A 15,235-nucleotide genomic window follows, 5' to 3' on the forward strand; every position below is an offset into this window, starting at 1 on the left:
TCGCTTCACCTTCTCGCAGCCACAAGGTCCCTAAGGACCCTGTCGTGGATGTGAGTAATGAGCTTCATCAAGTCCGTGCAGTAGACCGACGGATTAAGGAAGCCGACGCCCTCCCGATATCGGTGGGTGTAGAGGCCACCGCCACAAACGTCACGGAAACGACACGCTTGGCATGTATCTGCGAGACCCTCTACGCCAAGCTGCCTCGCCACGATTGCGGGATGTTCCAGCGCATCGTCGAGCGGGTTATCTCGCACATTCAAATTCGTGCTCGGCGCACCTTGAAATGCGGACTTGAGCGAATCCACCTGCTGGAGTTCCCCGTCGGTCTCGATCACGACCAGGGTCACCGGTTCAACTCCGAACGTCTCAGAACTTGCCGGGCGCTTCAGAAGCAGCCCTATCAGGCTCTGGAATGTCCTTATCCCGGGCCGGGGTGGCGGCGATTCGTACCACTTGTCAAAGATGGTGATCAGCCAGTCCGCGTACGGGGTGCCGGCGCCATCAGGCAGGTTCGGTGGTCGCTCAGTCCAATTTCCATGCGGCAACAGGAAATCGATGATCGGCGGCTCGAATGCCGCGAGTCCTTCATATGCGGCGATGGGGTCGTTACGGACGTCGATGGTGCATAGTAGACCGGAGAAGAGTTCGCGAAACTGCGACTGGTTCAGCAGTTCCAACCCTCGGGATACGGCCTGATAGCTACCCTGGCCATTGCGATATCTCCGGTGACGGTCGTTAGCGTCGTCGTCGCCGTCAAGGCTGACACCAACCCGTATTCGGTGGCGGCTCAAGATTCGCAGGATCTCCTCGTTGAGGAGCGTTCCGTTCGTCTGGATCCGCAGGTCGACGTCGGTGTCCGACCTCACTGCCGCGCGCAGCGTGCGAGCGGTGTAGTCCAACATGTCCGAACCGACCAGGAGAGGCTCCCCTCCGTGCAGGACCACCTGCACGGAGGGGAGTCGATGCGTCCGCGCGTGCTCAGCTATGCGGGCCGCTGTCGCGGCCAGCGTCTTCCGGCTCATGTTCACCGACCGCTGCCGCCAGCTCTGATCAGCGAGCTCGTACATGTAGCAGTAGTCGCACGCAAGATTGCATCGCTCATGCAACTTCACGATGAACTGCCGGAAGGGGACGGCCTGCCATCCTTGCGCACGTAGCGACCGAACATCTAGAAGATCGTCCGGCCAGTGGCCTGATGGTGATGGCCGCGATTCCGTGGCTGGGCCGCGCACTGGCGCACCTCCGTGGGCTGTCGATTCAGATGCAGGAGGCAAAAGTGCGCACGATCTTGTCGGCGGAGTCGTCTGGGTCCGTCTGCAGCGCTTCGATAATCGGCGTGCAGCTAAGCTCGGCGAGCTCGTCCATGGTCAGGTCACTGAAGTCGTCAATGCTCACGTTGATCTCCTCGATCATCCGTAGTGTCTTTACTCCGAGAACTCTAGGTATTCGCGGATCTCCAATGGCTGCCCCTCTCCGTGCCGGAGGTTCGATCGCATCCGTGTGGATGGACTGATCAGCACACAGACGATGGTGATCGATACCGCTCACCAGGAGCCGACCGAAATCTCACCAAACGCTTGCCGCTTCCTGGCCACTGGTGTGTGGCAACTGATCACGTGGTGGACAGTCCGCTGCGTGGCTCTACACGTCCACGGATGCGCGGTCGGCTCCGGGTGCCCTCCCTGCCTGACTGCTGCGAGACCGGGGACGAATGAGTCCTTCTGATGCGAAGCAGGGCGAGACAGGACGATCGACGCAATGACGATGCCCCTCTTCGACCAGGCCGCCATGTCGGGGCAAAATGGTCGGGTGACCAACGAGCGGCCGAGCGAGCAAACACATGGCACGCACCGAGCATGCCGACGTCGTCCTCAGCTCGGGGCTCGGCGGGTCCGTGGCCGCCTTCCGGCTGGCCGAGGCGGGACCGTCCGTCGTGGTGCTGGAGCGCGGCCCCGCGGCGACAGAACGCTCACATCCCAGCTCACCCAAGTACTTCAAGAAGAACCGCACCTGTGAGGAATCGAGGCATGGCCGGCGACTCGCAATTAACTTTTGGTGTGTTAGGTCCCCTCCGCGTACGGGTTGGCCACCGGCAGCTGCTGTTGTCGCGGATCAGCATTCGACGGCTGCTGGGCGTGCTGCTACTGACCCCCGGGCAACAGGTGGACAGGCAGCAGATTGTAGAGGTCGTTTGGGGACCTTCAGGATGTGAACAGGGAGCGCTGTACAGCGCTGTCTGGCGACTCCGGGCATGGCTGCGGAGCAATGCGGGTATTGACGACGTCATCCACCGTGTCGGCCAGCACTATCTGATCGACGTACCGGAAGATCAAGTGGACTGTGGTCGGTTCCGCTCCCTGGTTCACACGGCGGCACAGGGCATCCCTGCGGAGCTTCGCGTGGATGCGCTGCGCTCGGCTCTGGACCTGTGGCGTGGTTCGGTCCTTTCGGACTGCCTCGGCCCGGTCGCCCCAGCCGAGGCGCCCATTCTGGAGCGCACTCGCCTGGAGGTCGCGGGGCAACTGGCCGAGGCGGCGCTGAGCTGCGGGCGTTTCGACAGCGCGCTGGAACCGCTGCAGAGATTGGCCGCCAGCCTGCCATATGACGAGGTCGTCCATGCCCATCTCATTACCTTGCTCGGCCGTAGCGGACGCCGGGCGGAGGGCCTGCGCTACTTTGAGGAGATCCGTCGGCGGCTGGTCGACGAGCTTGGTGTGGATCCGTCGGGCCTGCTCCGCTCTGCGCAGCTCGGGCTGCTCCACGAATCCGTACCGCAGGCTCCTACTGACCTGTCCGCACCGGCACCAGCACCAGCTCGCGTTCTGATCCATAGGATGCCGCCGCCCGATCTTGCGGATTTCACCGGTCGGCGGGAGGAGCTCGCTGAGCTCACCCGCTTCCTGACTAGCGACGAGGAGTTGCCGAAATCGGCGGGACCAGTGGTCGCGATCTCCGGGAGGCCCGGGGTCGGCAAGACCGCTCTGGCGGTGCGCCTTGCCAGCCGGCTGGCAACCAGGTTCCCCGACGGAGAGCTGTTTGTGGACCTGCACGGATACGAGCCACACCCTGCTGGTCCCGCAGAGGTCCTGGTCGGGTTCCTGCGCGCGCTAGGGGCCGAGCCAGCCGCCATTCCGGTGAGCCTGGAGGAACGCACGGAGACGCTTCGGGCACGGCTGTCCGCGCGCCGAGTGCTCGTGGTGTTGGACAACGCGCGGCCCGAGCAGATCCGCCCACTGCTGCCGCCCTTTGTAAGCAACGCCGTCATCGTAACCAGCCGCATCCCGGTCGGCGGCCTCTGCGGCATGCGGCAGGTTGTACTGGACATGCTCGATCCCACGTCCGCCAGCGAGCTACTCGCGCGCATCATCGGCCCGGCGCGCGCCGACGCCGAACCGGCCGCCGTACGCAGGCTCGCCGGACTGTGCGGTAACCTCCCGCTGGCGCTCCGGATCACTGGCGCGCGACTCGCCGCCCGGCCCTCGCAGCAGGTTTCTGCTTTTGCCGAGCAGCTTGCCGACGAGCATCAGCGCCTTGGACCAGCGCAGGTGGCACATGATCTGGAGATCAACGTCTACACGCTTCAAAACCGGGTGAAGAACGATCGCGAGCAGAGCCAGTTCCAGGATGGTGAGCTGGGCGAGTCCGAGCGCGAGGAGCTGGTCCGGTTGCGGGCCGAGCGGGCGCAGTGGGAGAAGGACCGGGCGGAGCTTGAGATGGAGCGTGACGTGCTCAAGCGATCGGTGGCCGTGTGGGTGAAGGACTCGATGAACCGGTGATCGTGGCGAAGTTCCAGAGGGCCAGGGCGTGTGAGGTGCCAATATCGTCCTGAGGTTCCCCCCGTAGCACGGACACCCGGCGTGAGATGGGTCAGGTCGTCGCGTTCGAGGGTCGGTGTCGTTCCTCGTAGTCCACCGGACTGAGCATTCCGAGGCTGGAATGCCTTCTGAATGGGTTATACCAGCACTCGATCCATTCAAACACCGCGGCTGCGAGTTCGGCTCTTGTTTGCCATTTCCTGGTGTCGAGGAGTTCGAGCTGCATCGAGCCCCAGAACGACTCGATCATGGCATTGTCGTAGCAGTCGCCGACCGTGCCCATCGAACCGAGGAGTCCCGCGTCCTGAAGCCGCTTCCCGAACGTCTAGGACGTGAACTGCGTGCCATGGTCTGAGTGCAGGATCGTGGCGTCTTTGGCGGGCTTTCTCCGGGCGACTGCGGCGGCCATCGCATCGACCACGAGTTCGGTGGTCTGGCGGATGTCGATGGAATGGCCGATGATGCGGCGGGAGTAGCAGTCCAGCACGGCCGCGCAGTACAGCTTCCCCTCGCCGGTCGGATGCTCGGTGATGTCGGTGACCCACAGCACGTCGGGCGCTTGCACGTCGAAGGCCCGCTTGACCAGGTCCTCCTCGGTCGGTTCGTTGACCAGGTTCCGGTGCCCCTTGCGCCGGTAGATCCCCTGGATCCCGGCCTCCCGCATGAGCCGTTCGACCCGTTTGCGGTTCACCCGTTCGCCCCGTCCGAGCACCAACTCCGCATGCACCCGCGGCGAGCCGTAGCTTCGACGTGACTCTTCATGAATCTCTTTGATCATTTTGATTAGCTCGGCATTGCGTTGCTCCCGAATCGAGGCGGGCCTGCCGAGCCAGTCGGTGTAACCGGACCGGGAAACTCCTAACACTCGGCAGGCCACCGCGACGAGAATGTTGTTGTCGGCAAGCTCACGGACCAGCGAGTACCTTATTTTGGGAGCACGTTATCGCGAGCGAAGTACGCTGCCGCCCGCTTGAGGATCTCGTTCTCCAGTTGCAGTTGCCTGGCCTTTCGGCGCAGCTCGGCCAGCTCCTTCTTCTCGCCGGCGCTCAGGCCGTCGAGGTGGCCTTCTTCGATGTCGGCCTGACGGATCCAGTTACTCAGGCACGACTGGCTGATACCAAGACTCTTGGCCAGGGCGGAGACCGACTTGTCGCCGGTCCGGGCCAGCTCGACGGCGCGGCGCCGGAACTCCGGCGGGTGAGGTGGTGGCACGAGACACCTTCCTTCCCAAGTTGATCATGGTCAACTCAGATCGGGTGTCCGTGGAACGGGGGGAAGCTTATTTGGGTCCGTGAAGACGCCCTGCTGGAGGCCGTTCACTACTTCTTCGCTCAGCGGATATTCGGCCAGCACCGCCAGCGATACCTGCGAGCCAGACTCGCGGAAACGATCGGCGCCCCGGTGGAATCGCTCGCTGACGTGCATAAGACGAAGATCGCAGCCGAGATCACCGACCTTCAGCGGCGTCAGGACAACCTGCTGATGCAATTGGAGGAGTACGAGCCCACCGGTGAGACCGACATCGACCGGGAGTACCGGGCCGGCATCCAGCGCCGCTTCGCTGAACTGGTCACAAAACGCCGCGAAGCACAAGCAAGGCTGGCCCAGCTCACCACCCGGGCCCAACCGCCCGGTGACGACATCGCGCTACTCGGAGAGATCCCTCAGCCACCCCTCAAACTGGACAGCTGCCCGAGGAACTGCAGCGTCAGCTCTACGACGCCTTCCAGCCTCAGATCCGCTACAACAAGCCACGGCATGAGGCCCTGATCCGCGTCACCATCAGAGAGGACACCGTGCACACACTCAACGCCGCAACCTCAGCAACGTCGAGCCCGGCGAACCTGCGCGGGCGCCGCTCGGGCGAGGCCGGGCGGAGTTTCCCATGTTCTGTGCGCCTCCGGCAGGATTCGAACCTGCGACACCCGCTTTAGGAGAGCGGTGCTCTATCCCCTGAGCTACGGAGGCGTGTCGTCGCTCGCGGGTAGAGCGTAGCGGACGGCACCTACAGGGTAGGGGAAGGGGACCGTTGAGTGCTCCTCCTTATGGGGTGCGGGACTCTAGGCCCCGTGGGGGCGGGGTCGGTACGCTTCGGTGCCGTGACCGGACGGCATCGTGGGCAGCCGAAGGATGTTGCTGCCGAGGGCGAGGTGGACGCGGGCGCGTCTCGTGGCAGGCGGGTCGCGGTCGTCGTGGCGGTGTGCGCGGTGCCCGTGCTGGTGGCGTCCGTGGTCGCGTTCGGGCTGCGGGACGGCCCGGTGCGCGAGCGGCCCGAGACGGCGGGGACGCCCGCGGGGGACGTGCGGACGACGCCGCAGGGGGAGCCGACGTTCGGGACGTACGTGCCGCCCGAGTCGGAGCCGCAGGCCGCGACGAAGCCGCCGAAGCGGGCGCCGGCGCCGGTGGTGAGGCCGCGGCGGACGGCCAAGCCCACGCCGTCGCCGACGCCGACGCGGGCGCGGCGGCCGTGCCCGGCGGGGTGGGAGGACGTCTGGTGGATGCGCCGGTGGTGTGAACGGCAAGGTCACGGAGGCCGCTGAACCAGTTACGCACGGGTCATCGTAGAACCTGTAGTAGCGTTCTGCCGCTGTTCCGCATTCGGGCATCAGGAGGAATACCACCGTGCCGAACCCCCGGTCGGCGGCGCTGACCGCGGTCTTCCTGGTGACGGCGCTGATCTTTCCGCACGGCGTCGCACACGCGGCCGCGGGCCGGGCCGACTCGCTGGAGTCGCTGCGGCGCGAGGCGTCGAAGGCGCGTGCCGAGCTGGAGAAGGCCACGAAGTCGATGGAAGGCCGGCAGAAGGACCTGGCCGCCTCCCAGGAGAAGCTGCGCGCCACGCTGAAGGACCTCGCCGGGGCCGAGGCGGAGCTGAACCGGATCCGGCAGCCGCTCGCCAGGCTCGCGAACACCTCCTACCAGCAGAGCGGCGCGGCCGGATCCATGTCGATCTTCGGTGGCGGGGATCCGAGCCAGGCGCTGCGGTCGACGGCGGACGTGACGCTGATCGCCAAGTCGCAGCAGGAACTCGTGGAACGTGCCGACGAGCTGCAGGACCGGCGGAAGCGGCTGGCCTCCACGGCGCAGGAGCTGCAGTCGAAGAACGCGGTGGAGCAGACCCGCCTCCAGCAGGAGGTGGACGGGCTGAAGACCAAGTCGGCGCAGCTGACCAAGCAGCTCAACGCGATGCTGGACAAGTTCGCGGTGTCGCGGCAGCGGCGGCTGGAGCTCGGCTGCGACAAGGGCCTCGCCGCGGACGCCAAGAAGTTCCCCAACGGGCTCATCCCCGCGAAGTACCTGTGCGCGCTGCCGCAGAAGGGCGGGCACAAGCTGCGCGCGGACGCGGCGCTCACGTTCTACAAGCTGAACGCCGCCTACAAGCGCCGGTTCGGGCGCGACATGTGCGTGACGGACGCGTACCGGAGCCTGTCGGAGCAGCATGCCGTGTACGCGCGGCGCCCCGGTTTCGCGGCCGTTCCCGGGACGAGCAACCACGGCAAGGGGCAGGCGCTCGACCTGTGCGGCGGGGTGCAGACGTCGGGGTCCGTCCAGTTCAACTGGTTGGAGAGCCATGCCGGGAAGTACGGCTGGATCCATCCCTCGTGGGCCTACAGCAACCCGTTCGAGCCCTGGCACTGGGAGTACGGGACGGAGAAGTACTCCTAGGAGGGGACCTCGGTGGCGGGGACGACCTCGGCCGTGCAGTGGCGGCAGCGGCGCGCCTTGATCGGGATCTCGCTGAGGCACTCCGGGCAATCGCGCTCGGTGGCCTCCTTGCCGCGGTCCATCCGCTCGATCAGCTTGGTGGTGGGCAGCACGACCAGGAAGTAGACGATCACCGCCGTGATGAAGAACGCGATCGCGGACGTCACGAAGATCCCGTAGGGGAACGCGGTGCCGTTGACCGTGACGGACAGCTTGGTGTAGTCGGGCTTGCCGCCGATCAGCGCGATCAGCGGGGTGATGAAGGAGCTCGCGAAGTCCTTCACCAGGCTCGCGAACGCCGCTCCGACGACGAACGCGACGGCCAGCTCGACCAGGTTTCCGCGGATGAGGAACTTCTTGAACCCGCTCATGGCTGCTCCAGGGGGTCGTCGGGGGTGCGCCCCTGGCTGGTGGGGCGCCGGAACGGCTACGGATCGTAATGAAGAGGTGCCGGATTCGCCAAGCCGGGGCGCGGGGGTCAGTGCCCGGTGATCGTGAGCGCCAGGGGAGCGCCGGCGCCCGCGAGCGTGACGGCCTGGGCCCGGTCGGTGGCCAGCACCACCAGCGCTCCCTCCTGGCCGCCGCGGTCGTCCGGTCTCGGCACCGCGACGACCGGCACGCCGGACACCACGACGCGCGCCTCGCGCCCCCACCGCTCTGTGCCGTCCGGTTCCGCGGAGCCGGACGGGACGGTCAGGACGTCGATGCGGTCGCCGGGCCGCAGGAGCCGGACGGCGCCGGCGTCGGCCATGCGGACCGGGGTGGCGACCGTGCCGGGACCCTGGCCGCGCAGCAGCCCGTCGCCGACGACGCGGGCGTCGGTGAGGGGCTCGCCCTCGCGCATGGGGCCGGCGAGGACGCGCCCGGCACCGCCGGAGCGGAGGGCGCCGGCCGGGACGGCGCCCGGCGGAAGCGCGACCGGCCGCAGGTCGGACGCGGTGAGCGCCTTCCCGGCGGGGAGGTCGCGGGCGGCGCCGAGGACCCGGACGGACGGCGGCGGCCCGGGACGCAGCGCCGTGAGGGCCAGCCCGGCGGCGGCCGCGGCGAACAGGGCCGCCAGTGGTCGCCGCAGCCGGGCCGAGCGGACGCTCACGGCAGTTCTAGCGGGAGCTTGATGCCGTCCAGGACGTCGGGGCAGGGGCAGGAGCGCTCGGCGGGCAGCGCCTTCACGACGTCGGCGACGAGGCCGCGGAGCCGGTCGATGTTCTCGCCGAAGACGCGGAGCACCTCCTCCATCGTGACGCCCTCGCCCTCCTCGATGCCCGCGTCGAGGTCGGTGACGAGGCAGAGGGAGGTGTAGCAGAGCGCCAGTTCGCGGGCGAGGACCGCCTCGGGGTGGCCGGTCATCCCGATCAGCGTCCAGCCCTGGGACGCGAACCACTGCGACTCGGCCCGGGTGGAGAACCGGGGGCCCTCGATGACGACGAGCGTGCCGCGGTCGACCGGATCCCACCCCGACGCCCGCGCGGACGCCACGGCGGCGCGGCGCCCCGCCGGGCAGTACGGGTCGGCGAACGAGACGTGGACGGCGGCGCCCTCGTCGTAGTAGGTCTGCTCGCGGCCGGACGTCCGGTCGGCGAGCTGGTCGGGGACGGCGAGCGTGCCGGGCCCGTACTCGGGGGTGAGGGACCCGACCGCGCACGGCGCCAGCACCTGCCGGACGCCGAGGGCGCGCAGCGCCCAAATGTTGGCCCGGTAGGGGATCCGGTGCGGAGGGAACCGGTGGTCGCGGCCGTGCCGGGGGACGAACGCGACGCGGCGGCCCGCCAGCTCGCCGATCGCGATGGGGTCGCTCGGCGGGCCGTAGGGGGTCTCGACCCGCACCTCCTCGATGTCGTCGAGGAAGGAGTAGAACCCGGAGCCGCCGATGACCCCGATCTCGGCGGCGGGCTGGGAGGCAGAAGGCTGAGTGGACATGCCGCCGACACTAGCCACCCGGGGGCCGCCCCCAGCAGCCCGTCCGCCGATTGTGGATAACTCCGGGGGACGGCGAAGGGAGACGGCGAAGGGAGACGGCGAAGGGAGACGGCGAAGGGGCCCGGCGCGGAGCCGGACCCCTTCCCTTCCCCGTCCCGGCCGGAGCCGGGGGCCTGCGGTGCGTCAGCCGACGGGATCGAGCACCTTGGGCTCGTTCGCGGGCGCCTCCTTGGCGAGCCGTCCCGGCGTCCAGATCCGCCGCCCGATGTCGTACGACAGGGCGGGCAGCAGCAGCGACCGGACGACGAGCGTGTCGAGCAGGACGCCGAACGCCACCGCGAAGCCCATCTCGACCATGAACGTCAGCGGAAGCGTGACCATGGAGGCGAACGTGGCCGCCAGGACCAGCCCGGCCGAGGTGATCACGCCGCCGGTGACGGTGAGGCCCCGCTGGATGCCGCGGCGGGTGCCGAGGGACTGCGACTCCTCCCGGACGCGGTGCATCAGGAAGATGTTGTAGTCGACGCCCAGCGCGACCAGGAAGATGAAGGCCAGCAGCGGGAAGCCCGAGTCGGTCCCCTCGAAACCGAAGCCGTGCTCGAAGATCACCGCGCAGGCGCCGAGCGAGGCGAGGAACGACAGCACCACGGTGCCCATCATCAGCAGCGGCGCCACGACGGCGCGCAGCAGCGCGATGAGGATCAGGAACACCACGGCCAGCACGATCGGGATGATCACCTTGTTGTCGCGGGTGGAGGCGCGCTTGATGTCGAGCTGGGTCGCGGTCATGCCGCCGACCTTGGCCTCCGCGGACGGGACTCCGTGCGCCGCGGTCCGCAGCCGGTCGATGGTGTCGCGCGCGGCCTCGCTGTCGGCCGCGTCCTTCAGCGTCGCCTCGTACTTGACCAGGCCGTTCGCGGTGACCGGCGGGCTGACTTCGGCGATGCCCGCCGTCCCGCGGACGGTCTGCGCGAGCTGTTCGGAGGCGGCGGCCTTGCCGATGACGACGGCTGGGGCGCCCGATCCGGCGGGGTAGTGGCGCGCGACGACCTCGGAGCCCTTCACCGAGTCGGGCTTGCCGGTGAACTGGCCCGCGTCCGAGATGCCGTCCGCCTTCAGCGAGGTGAGGCCGAGCGTGAGGACGATCAGGCCGAGCATGCTCGCGGCCCAGATCACGCGCGGGCGCCTGCCGACCAGGCCGGCCACGCGGTTCCACACACCGTGCTCGGCCTCGTAGGACTCGGGTTCGAGGTACTTCTCGTCGTACCGGGGGATCAGCGGCCAGAACAGCCAGCGGCCGAAGATGACGAGGAGGGCCGGCAGGAGGGTCGTCATGGCGGCGAGGGCGGTGATGACGCCCGCGGCGGCCACGGGCCCCATGCCCGCGGTGGAGTTCATCTCGGCGAGCAGCAGGCACAGCAGCCCGACGGCGACGGTGGCGGCGGAGGCGATGATGGCGGGCGCGGCGCGGTGCAGCGCGTAGGCCATGGCCTCGTGCCGGTCCTCGTGCCGGTGCAGTTCCTCCCGGTAGCGGGCGACGAGCAGCAGCGCGTAGTCGGTGGCGACGCCGAAGACGAGGACGGTCAGGATGCCGGCGCTCTGCCCGTTGACGGTGAGGTCCGCGTACTTGGCGAGCAGGTACACCGTCGACTGGGCGAGGCCCAGGGCGAAGACGGCGCTCAGTACCGGGACGAACCAGAGGATGGGGCTGCGGTAGATGAAGAGCAACAGGACGATGACGACGAGGCCGGCGGCCATGAGCAGGAAGCCGTCGAGGCTCTCGAAGACCTTGAACTGGTCGGCGCCGCCGCCGGCGGGGCCGGTGACGTGGGAGGTCAGGCCAGGAGGTCCGCGGTCGGCGAGGTCACGCGCGTCGTCGACCGCGGCGATCAGGTCGACGTCCGTCAGCGGCACCAGCGTCTGGAGGGCCTTGCCGTCCTTGGACGGGAACGGGCCCTGAACCTGCTGGGCGCCCGGCAGCTTCTGGAAGGCGGCGGCGTCCGAGGAGGCCTTCGCCTTGTCCGCCGGGGTGATGCCGCCGGACCGCTCGTAGACGACGACGGCGAGCATCGTCTCGTCCTTGCGGAACTGTTCCTCCAGCTCCACGACCTGGGTCGATTCGGCGCCGGACGGCAGCCAGGCCGCCGCGTCGTTCTCCTCGACGTCGCCGAGCTTGCCGGCGAGGGGGCCGAGGGCGGCCAGCAGGACGACCCACAGGGCAAGGACGGCCCATTTGGTACGCCGTCCGGCGATCAGTCCGGCCAGGCGGTGTGACCGTGGCCTGGGGGGAGCCGGGCTAGGTGCGCTCATGGTTCCTCTCCTGTGTGCACCGGGCGATATCGGGAAGTCGAGATATGTCGCGTCTGCTCAGAATTTCTCGACTCCCGAGACATGTCAAGTACTATCGCGAAATCTCGAGGAGAGAACCGTGAGGGCCCCCGGGTCGTCTCCCATCACCTCAATGGTCGCGAAACCGCACCTCTCGCGCCTCCAGCGAGAGGAGGGAACCCGGCTACCCCCTTCGGGTCACAAGAAAGCCGCCGTCTACACCGGAAGATGTAGGCGGCGGCGTCAGCACCACGGAAGCCGGGGGATCCTCGAACGGATCCCCCGGTGGGCGTACGGGAACCCGGCGTACGGGAACCGGGTGTACGGGAACCGGGAAGCGGGAAGGTCAGGCGACCTTCTCGGACGAGGAGGAGGACGACGTGCTGGAGGACGAGGCGCCTCCAGACGACGACGCGGAGGAGTCGGAGGACGACGAGGACGAGTCCGACTTGGCGGAGTCGCCGCCCGAGTCGCCGCCCGAGTCGCCGCCCGAGGAGCCGTTGGACGAGCCGTTCGCGGACGCCCCGGCGGTCGAGGACGACTTGCCGGAGCCGCGGCTGTCGGTGCGGTAGAAGCCCGACCCCTTGAAGATGATCCCCGCCGCGGAGAAGACCTTGCGGAGCCTGCCGGTGCACGCCGGGCATTCGGTCAGCGCGTCGTCGCTGAACTTCTGCACGACCTCCAGAGGCTCGCCGCACTCGGTGCAAACGTACTGATACGTCGGCACGGTTCCTCCTAGCTGACGCAACCCGGCCGAGACCGGACTGGCACTCACTCTGAACGACTGCTAATGGTACCGGTGTCTCGAACAGGATTCGTCCCGGGGATGTTCCCTGGCCGTCCCGGGGTGTGTCCCGGCCGTCCCGCACGGCCCGAGCGCCCGTTCAGGCCCCCGTCTCGCCGAACCAGCCCGCCAGCCTGCCCTTACGGCTGACCGCGCGCAGCCGCCGCTCCGTGGTCTCGCGCACGGCGGCGGTGGTCACGACCAGGAGCGTGTCACCCGCCTGCAAGGGGGTGGAGGGCTCGGGGACGAAGCTCGTCCCGTCCCGCACGATGAGCGTGACCGACGCGCCGGGAGGCAGCCGCAGCTCGAAGATCTCCACGCCGCTCAGCAGCGAGTCGGCGGGGATCCGGACCTCCAGCAGGTCGGCGTGCAGTTCCTCAAGCGGCGCCGCCTCGACGCCGAGCTCGCGGGTCTGCTCGTCGCTCCTGAGCCGGCACCAGCGCGCCACCAGCGGCAGCGTCGGCCCCTGGAGAAGGGTGAACACGACGACGATGTTGAAGACGATCGCGAACAGCCGGTCGGCGTGCTCGACCTCCGCCACCATCGGGATGGTGGCGAGGACGATCGGGACGGCGCCCCGCAGGCCGGCCCAGGACGCGAAGAGCTTCTCGCCCCACGTCAGCCTGAACCCGATCGTGGACAGCACGACCGACACCGGCCGGGCGATGAGCAGCAGCACGAAGCCGACCACGAGCGCCGGCAGGATCTGCGCGGGGAGGTCGCCGGGGTCGGCCAGCAGGCCGAGCATCACGAACAGCCCGATCTGCGCGAGCCAGCCGACGCCCTCGGCGAAGCCGCGGGTCGCCGGGCGGTGCGGGAGCCGCGAGTTCCCGAGGACGAGCGCGCTGACGTAGACGGCGAGGAACCCGCTGGCGTGGAGCAGCGAGGTGGCCCCGTAGGCGACGATCGCCAGCGACATGACGGCGATGGGGTAGAGGCCCGACGCGGGCAGCGCGATGCGGCGCAGGGCCTGCGCGCCCAGCCAGCCGATGGCGACGCCCATGATGGCGCCCGCGACCAGCTCGTACACCATCACGCCGAGCAGCTCGGCGAGGTTGGGCGCGCCGTTGTGGGCGCTGAGCGCGATCACGATGATGACGACGGGCGCGTCGTTGAAGCCGGACTCGGCCTCCAGCAGGCCGGTCAGCCGGGACGGCAGCGGCAGCCGCCGCAGCACCGAGAACACGGCCGCCGCGTCGGTCGGCGCGAGCACCGCGGCCAGCAGGAACGCGGGGCGCCAGTCCATCCCGAGGATCCACATGGCGGCGAGGGCCACCACCACGATGCTGATCAGGGTGCCGAGGGTGGAGACGCTGACCGCGGCGGGTACCGAGGGCCGGACGTGCCGCCAGCTGGTGGTGATGCCGCCTTCGGCAAGGATCAGGACGAGGGCGGCGAAGCCGAGCGTCTCGGCCAGTTCCGCGTTGTCGAAGTGGATGTGGAGGGGGCCGGACTCGCCGATGAAAAGGCCGAGGCCCATGTACGCCAGCAGGGTCGGCAGTCCCGCCCTGTGGGACAGCCTGACCGCGATGATGGCGCTGAGTACGAGCGTGGCCCCGAGGAGTAGCCAGATGTCGAGGTGCACATCCCACCCTTCGGGGTCGTCAAAGTTGATCGTTTAGGAATCCTACAGATTCACCGGCAAATCGCATATTTAAGGTTGAGGGATGGCGTGGCGCGGAGCGTGGTTAACGGCGTTTGACCTGCGGATTTACCCCGTTGACCACGTTCTGCACGTTTCGTCCCTGGATGGCCGCGGTGACGTTGTCCTGCACCATCGCGACCAGTGCGAACTGGGACTGGACGGACGTCCCGGCGGCGTGCGGCGACAGGAGCACGTCCTCGTGGGAGCGCAGCGGATGCCCCTGCGGGAGGGGCTCCTCGTCGAACACGTCCAGGGCCGCCCCCGCCAGGCGTCCCGAGTCCAGAGCGGCCAGGACCGCGTCGTCGGGCGCGATCCCTCCGCGCCCCACGTTCACCAGCAGCGCCTTGTCGGGCAGGAGGGCGAGACGGTCCGGGCCTACGAGCCCCCTGGTCTCGTCCGTCAGCGGCAGGGCCAGGACGAGGATGTCGGACGTCGCGAGGAGGTCGTCCAGCTCGCGGTACGCGGCCACCGCCTCGGCGCGCTTCCGCCGCGTCCAGTACGAGACGGCGCAGCCCAGCGCGGTGAACAGCCGCGCCGCCTCGGCGCCGATCGCGCCGTACCCCACGATGCCGACGCGCTGCGCGTGGATCTCGCGAGGGCGGCGCCCGGCCATCTCCATCTGCGGCCACCCGCCCGCGCGCATGGCCCGGTCGCCCCAGGCCAGGCCGCGGCACAGCGCGAACGCCGCGCCGACCGCCCATTCGGCGACCCCCCGCGCGTTGAAGCCGGCCGCGTTCGCCACCGGCACGCCCGCGGCGGCCAGCGCGGCGACGTCGATGCTGTCGGTCCCGACGGCGGGCATCTGGACGAACGACACCCGGCGCGCGGCGGCCACGGCCTCGGCGTCCAGCGCCAGCCGGCCGGCGAAGTCGCCGATCACGATGTCGGCGCCCGGGAGCGCGGCGAGGAGGGCGGCGCGGTCCCTGGACTCGGGGAACACCACCTCGGCGGCGTCGCCCAGCGGGGCGAACAGGCCGCGGACGATCTCCTCCGCGATCGGGGGCAGGGAGAGGATCCGCCACGGCGCCGTCATCTCGA

At 68.8% G+C, this 15,235-nt stretch carries 16 protein-coding genes and 1 tRNA gene; 4 read left to right on the forward strand and 13 right to left on the reverse strand.

Annotated elements, in window-relative coordinates:
* Positions 1-5: 5 nt before the first annotated feature.
* Together BM339_RS34520 and BM339_RS50300 are read right to left on the reverse strand one after the other, a co-directional pair.
* The gene (locus tag BM339_RS34520; RefSeq protein WP_024934980.1) at positions 6-1,235 is read right to left on the reverse strand and encodes an FxsB family cyclophane-forming radical SAM/SPASM peptide maturase; all 1,230 of its coding nucleotides are present in this window, start codon (positions 1,233-1,235) and stop codon (positions 6-8) included.
* Between the two features lie 25 nt (positions 1,236-1,260).
* Entirely contained in the window at positions 1,261-1,416 is a 156-nt protein-coding gene (locus BM339_RS50300; RefSeq protein WP_177287852.1) for a hypothetical protein, read from the reverse strand.
* Positions 1,417-2,030: 614 nt separating this feature from the next.
* On the opposite strand from BM339_RS50300, the gene BM339_RS34525 reads away from it, so the two are divergent.
* A complete protein-coding gene (locus tag BM339_RS34525; protein WP_075023591.1) occupies positions 2,031-3,779 on the forward strand; it encodes a BTAD domain-containing putative transcriptional regulator in 1,749 nt (582 codons plus the stop codon).
* A gap of 91 nt (positions 3,780-3,870) precedes the next feature.
* Here the strand turns inward: BM339_RS34525 and BM339_RS48075 are convergent, their stop codons facing one another.
* From BM339_RS48075 to BM339_RS34535, 3 genes are read right to left on the reverse strand one after another with little or no spacing between them, the layout of a single operon-like run.
* Positions 3,871-4,101, reverse strand: coding sequence for an integrase core domain-containing protein (locus BM339_RS48075; RefSeq protein ID WP_083598310.1), 231 nt, complete (start codon positions 4,099-4,101; stop codon positions 3,871-3,873).
* Positions 4,102-4,143: 42 nt separating this feature from the next.
* On the reverse strand, positions 4,144-4,695 hold the full coding sequence (locus BM339_RS48080; RefSeq protein WP_337959940.1) for an IS3 family transposase: 552 nt from the start codon (positions 4,693-4,695) through the stop codon (positions 4,144-4,146).
* Between the two features lie 47 nt (positions 4,696-4,742).
* On the reverse strand, positions 4,743-5,030 hold the full coding sequence (locus BM339_RS34535) for a transposase (protein WP_075023592.1): 288 nt from the start codon (positions 5,028-5,030) through the stop codon (positions 4,743-4,745).
* A 189-nt stretch (positions 5,031-5,219) separates the two neighbouring features.
* Between BM339_RS34535 and BM339_RS34540 the strand changes: the two genes are divergently transcribed.
* Complete coding sequence (locus BM339_RS34540; protein WP_075023593.1) at positions 5,220-5,588, forward strand: hypothetical protein; 369 nt, start codon at positions 5,220-5,222, stop codon at positions 5,586-5,588.
* A 125-nt stretch (positions 5,589-5,713) separates the two neighbouring features.
* On the opposite strand, the gene BM339_RS34545 is transcribed toward BM339_RS34540, so the two are convergent.
* A tRNA-Arg gene (locus BM339_RS34545) sits at positions 5,714-5,786 on the reverse strand.
* Positions 5,787-5,917: 131 nt separating this feature from the next.
* On the opposite strand from BM339_RS34545, the gene BM339_RS34550 reads away from it, so the two are divergent.
* Positions 5,918-6,358, forward strand: a complete 441-nt coding sequence (locus BM339_RS34550) for a hypothetical protein (RefSeq protein ID WP_143118725.1) — start codon at positions 5,918-5,920, stop codon at positions 6,356-6,358.
* 82 nt (positions 6,359-6,440) lie between these two features.
* Positions 6,441-7,484, forward strand: a complete 1,044-nt coding sequence (locus BM339_RS34555) for a D-alanyl-D-alanine carboxypeptidase family protein (protein WP_083598312.1) — start codon at positions 6,441-6,443, stop codon at positions 7,482-7,484.
* On the opposite strand, the gene mscL is transcribed toward BM339_RS34555, so the two are convergent.
* From mscL to BM339_RS34590, 7 genes are all read right to left on the reverse strand, one after another.
* Positions 7,481-7,894, reverse strand: coding sequence for a large conductance mechanosensitive channel protein MscL (gene mscL, locus BM339_RS34560; RefSeq protein ID WP_075023595.1), 414 nt, complete (start codon positions 7,892-7,894; stop codon positions 7,481-7,483). The two genes, BM339_RS34555 and mscL, sit on opposite strands and share 4 nt — an antisense overlap.
* 107 nt (positions 7,895-8,001) lie before the next feature.
* Positions 8,002-8,616: an RcpC/CpaB family pilus assembly protein gene (locus BM339_RS34565; RefSeq protein ID WP_024934983.1), complete on the reverse strand. Its 615-nt coding sequence runs from the start codon at positions 8,614-8,616 to the stop codon at positions 8,002-8,004.
* Complete coding sequence (locus BM339_RS34570; protein WP_075023596.1) at positions 8,613-9,440, reverse strand: S-methyl-5'-thioadenosine phosphorylase; 828 nt, start codon at positions 9,438-9,440, stop codon at positions 8,613-8,615. The genes BM339_RS34565 and BM339_RS34570 overlap by 4 nt, the downstream gene beginning before the upstream one ends.
* Positions 9,441-9,623: 183 nt before the next feature.
* Positions 9,624-11,750 carry an MMPL family transporter gene (locus BM339_RS34575; protein ID WP_075023597.1) on the reverse strand — a complete coding sequence of 709 codons (2,127 nt, stop codon included), beginning with the start codon at positions 11,748-11,750 and terminating at the stop codon, positions 9,624-9,626.
* 364 nt (positions 11,751-12,114) lie between these two features.
* On the reverse strand, positions 12,115-12,495 hold the full coding sequence (locus tag BM339_RS34580) for an FmdB family zinc ribbon protein (protein ID WP_075023598.1): 381 nt from the start codon (positions 12,493-12,495) through the stop codon (positions 12,115-12,117).
* Between the two features lie 157 nt (positions 12,496-12,652).
* A complete protein-coding gene (locus BM339_RS34585) occupies positions 12,653-14,137 on the reverse strand; it encodes a potassium/proton antiporter (RefSeq protein WP_075023599.1) in 1,485 nt (494 codons plus the stop codon).
* Between the two features lie 103 nt (positions 14,138-14,240).
* Positions 14,241-15,230 (reverse strand): NAD(P)-dependent oxidoreductase, encoded by a 990-nt coding sequence (locus BM339_RS34590; RefSeq protein ID WP_021594943.1) that lies wholly within the window; start codon positions 15,228-15,230, stop codon positions 14,241-14,243.
* Between the last annotated feature and the right edge of the window lie 5 nt (positions 15,231-15,235).

The sequence above is a fragment of the Actinomadura madurae genome, from assembly GCF_900115095.1.
GTDB lineage: Bacteria > Actinomycetota > Actinomycetes > Streptosporangiales > Streptosporangiaceae > Spirillospora > Spirillospora madurae.